This window comes from Okeania sp., from assembly GCF_983059655.1.
This window is the reverse complement of the sequence record NZ_CEZPJD010000813.1, coordinates 1-3,525: the sequence shown is the minus strand read 5'-3', so window position 1 is coordinate 3,525 and position 3,525 is coordinate 1. Positions and strand designations below refer to the sequence as shown.

Genomic DNA, 3,525 nt, shown 5'->3' with positions numbered 1-3,525 from the left:
TCTGCTCTGATATCGGCTACTTTTTTGTGGAGTATGGCAAGTTTTTTTACTGCTTTGCGTCTGTTTTTGGAGCCAATAACTTTTTTGCTGACTGCACGTTGATGACGAACTAATCGTTTTTTGGCTTGCCTGTAGGCTTTGACATTGGCAAATTTACTGCCATCAGAACAGGTTGCTAATGTATTTATGCCTATGTCTACACCTATAGTTTCTCCTACTTTTTCTGTTGGACATGGCTCAAAATTGTACTTGAAACTGATGTACCAACTATCTGCTCGTTTGGATATAGTTACGTTTTTTACTGGCACAGAAGGTAAGATTTCGTATGTTTTTACTATTCCTATTCTGGGTAATTTTATGTAGTTCCCTTGAATAATCTTAATACTTCCTTCTAAATAAAAACTGTCTTTTCTTCCTTTTTTCTTAAAAACTGGAAATCCACGGCTCGGAATAGTTAGAAAGTTTTTAAATGCCCTCTCTAAATCTCTTAATGCTTGCTGTGGGGCACATTTAGATACCTCATAGTACCAGGGATTAATTGATTTGACTTCGGCTACTAAACGCTTATGCAGGGTGATGGCGCTTGGGCGTTTTTTAGTTTCTTCGTACTCAGTAATACAAGTTGCTAACCCCCAGTTATAAGCATGACGAGCAACACCTGCGTGTTTGGCAAGTATTGTTTTTTGGTAATTGTTAAGTTTTAACTTAGTTTTAAAGGATTTCATGATTATTGTTTTTGTTGGCACTAAGCGCGCAGTTCTACTGTTTCATATCTAGTTAATAAGTTAGACATAAATCTAGCGTATCACAATAAATGTCTAATTGTGTTTAACTTTGTCCAATTATTTTAATACTGTTGATAGCCCCTTCATGTATGTGATACCTAAGTTAGGTATACTTATAGCAGTTACCTTCTCTTTTTTCTAACAATTTAGTCTAGTAGACGGACAGGCGATCGCTATTTCTGAGGTAAGAGGGTGGTAAAACTTTCCAAAGAATCAATTAAAACAGCAGTTTTAGTTAACTGTTTTAGTTCCTGAATATTATCAATTTCATTAACAGCATCCACAATATTTGTAGGCACATTTTCAAACCTAGTTTCTAACACTGTGATTATTGATTCTTTTGTAGATTTGAGTTCCCCTTTTTCTATACCAATTTCTTCAATACTGGTAATATAAGGCATCTTTTTTTCTTCCTCATAATTATACACTTCTGTTTGAAATTGTCTTTTCAATTCTTCTGGTAAAATCATCATCCAGTCTATTAATCTGAACAACTGAATCACCATTTCTCTACTATAACCCCTCTCATATAGTAACCGCACCAAAGTTAATTTACTTTCCAATCTAATGAGAGGATTTTTTCGAGTTTCCTTACTTTTTAAGTAAGCCATAATAACCACCGCAAAGGGATTATTATTTTCAGCTAATAATTCCCAATTTTTCTCATAGTCTAACAATTTAACTATAGGAAATTTCAATTTTAATTGATAACCCCAACGACTATAACTATATTTTCTTGGTCGCCATTTTTTCTTTTCATCTCCCAACAGAGGTAAACTTACGACTTCTGTATTTTTCAACCGATACTTATTAATTGATAATGGATAATAAACAATGGATAATGAAAAATATCTCTAATTATTAATTATTAATTATCCACTAGCATCTTGAACAATTTGTTGAAATTCTTTATCTAAAGTTTCATTTTCTTGGTGTGCATCAGGAAAAAAGAAAGCCTTAACGAAGTCAGAAGTCAGAAGTCAAAAGTCAAAAATTATTTTTGTAACGGGTATTTGAGTAAACCTCCAAAAATATTTCGCCTTAAAAGGCAAAGTTGTAGTTTCTAAGCTGCCGATCAACTCTGTAATTAAGATTATCTATTTCTGCGGAGCAGCTTCTCGTATCTCCCATTTTATGCCTTGAAAGCTGACCGCTGACCGCTGACTGCTATCTCAAAACAGACTAATATTTAATTCACAGTAACCAATTTCATCTCCAAAATTTTATTAATAGTATCTTCAACAGCTTTATCTGGAGTTGAAGCGCCAGAAGTCACACCTACAACTACCTGACCTTCAGGCAGCCAACCTTCAGATATTTTTATCTCATTTCCTAAAGGTTTATGTTCAATTCTATTCCCAGATAAAATCCTATTAGCACCATCAATATGATAGGAAGGAATGCCATTTTCTATAGCCATTTCCTGTAAATGAGTCGTATTAGAAGAATTAAACCCTCCTATTACTACCATTAAATCTAACTTTTCATCAAATAAACCTGCCATTGCATCTTGCCTTTCTTGAGTAGCGTCACAAATAGTATTAAAATTTTGATAATGTTCATTTAATTTATCTGGTCCGTACTTTTTCATCATTGTTCGTTCCAACAACCTTCCTATTTCTTCAGTCTCAGTTTTCAGCATAGTAGTCTGATTAGCAATACCAATTTGCTGTAAATCTAAATCTGGATCGAAACCTTCAGAATAAGCTAATTTAAACTTATCCATAAACTCATCACGGTTACCACCATTGAGAATATAATTACATACATATTCTGCCTGTGATTTATTCAGAACTATCAAATATTTATCAGCAAAAGAGCTAGTAGCTATAGTTTCTGCATGACTATATTTGCCATGAATAATAGAAGTAAATTTTTTCTTTTTGTGCTTCTCAACACTGTTCCAAACTTTAGAAACCCAAGGGCAAGTAGTATCAACAATTTGGCAATTTTTATCCTTTAATATCTGCATTTCCTGAATACTCGCGCCAAAAGCTGGTAAGATTACAACATCATTATCTCCAACTACAGAAAAATCTTTTTTACCATCAATTAAAGGAATAAATTTAACTTTCATCTCCCTCATATCTTGATTAACAGAAGGATTATGAATTAGTTCATAAGTAATCCAAATTTGTTGGTTAAGAAAATGTTGACGAGTTTCATAAGCTATCGCTACTGACCTTTCAACACCCCAACAAAAACCAAAAGCTTTTGCGAGTTTGATAGTAACATCACCTTTTTGTAGCGTATAGTTATCTTCTCTAATTTGTTGAATTAGGTTACTTTGATAAACAGACTCCATAACTGTGGCGACTTCTTCTGCATGACCAAACCCTTTGCGGTTATAATTCTCAGATTTTTTTAGCGCCCTGGTAAAAGCTTTTGTATCCATAGATTATTTTCAACCTAATGATTAAATTTCTTTCATCTTATAGCAATTAGTAATTATAGCGTTACGGGTAGGGAGTAAGAATTAGGAATGAGAAAGCAAGGAATAATAGAGAATAAAAAATGTTTCTATCGCTAATTAAGCAGACTAAGTAACACTTCAGTTATTAAATAATAAATACATAAAAAATTGATTTTTGCTAACTAGCAGCTCAGTTAATGTTAATTATTCTTATGTTTACTTCTTGCTCTCGGACGTTGCATGCAACGTCCCCACTCCCCTACTTCCCTACTCCCCCACTCCCCTACTCCCCTACTCCCCTACTCCCCTACTCCCCCACTCCCCCAC

The 3,525-nt window shown here is 33.9% G+C and carries 3 protein-coding genes; all 3 read right to left on the bottom strand.

Annotated elements, in window-relative coordinates; all coding sequences use genetic code 11:
* A partial coding sequence (locus AC3DU7_RS28755) for an RNA-guided endonuclease InsQ/TnpB family protein (RefSeq protein ID WP_488042676.1) occupies nucleotides 1-725 on the bottom strand: 725 nt, incomplete at its 3' end.
* Between the two features lie 233 nt (nucleotides 726-958).
* Nucleotides 959-1,585, bottom strand: coding sequence for a hypothetical protein (locus tag AC3DU7_RS28750; RefSeq protein WP_488042675.1), 627 nt, complete (start codon nucleotides 1,583-1,585; stop codon nucleotides 959-961).
* 389 nt (nucleotides 1,586-1,974) lie between these two features.
* The gene (locus AC3DU7_RS28745) at nucleotides 1,975-3,180 is read right to left on the bottom strand and encodes a 4-hydroxy-3-methylbut-2-enyl diphosphate reductase (protein ID WP_488042674.1); all 1,206 of its coding nucleotides are present in this window, start codon (nucleotides 3,178-3,180) and stop codon (nucleotides 1,975-1,977) included.
* Between the last annotated feature and the right edge of the window lie 345 nt (nucleotides 3,181-3,525).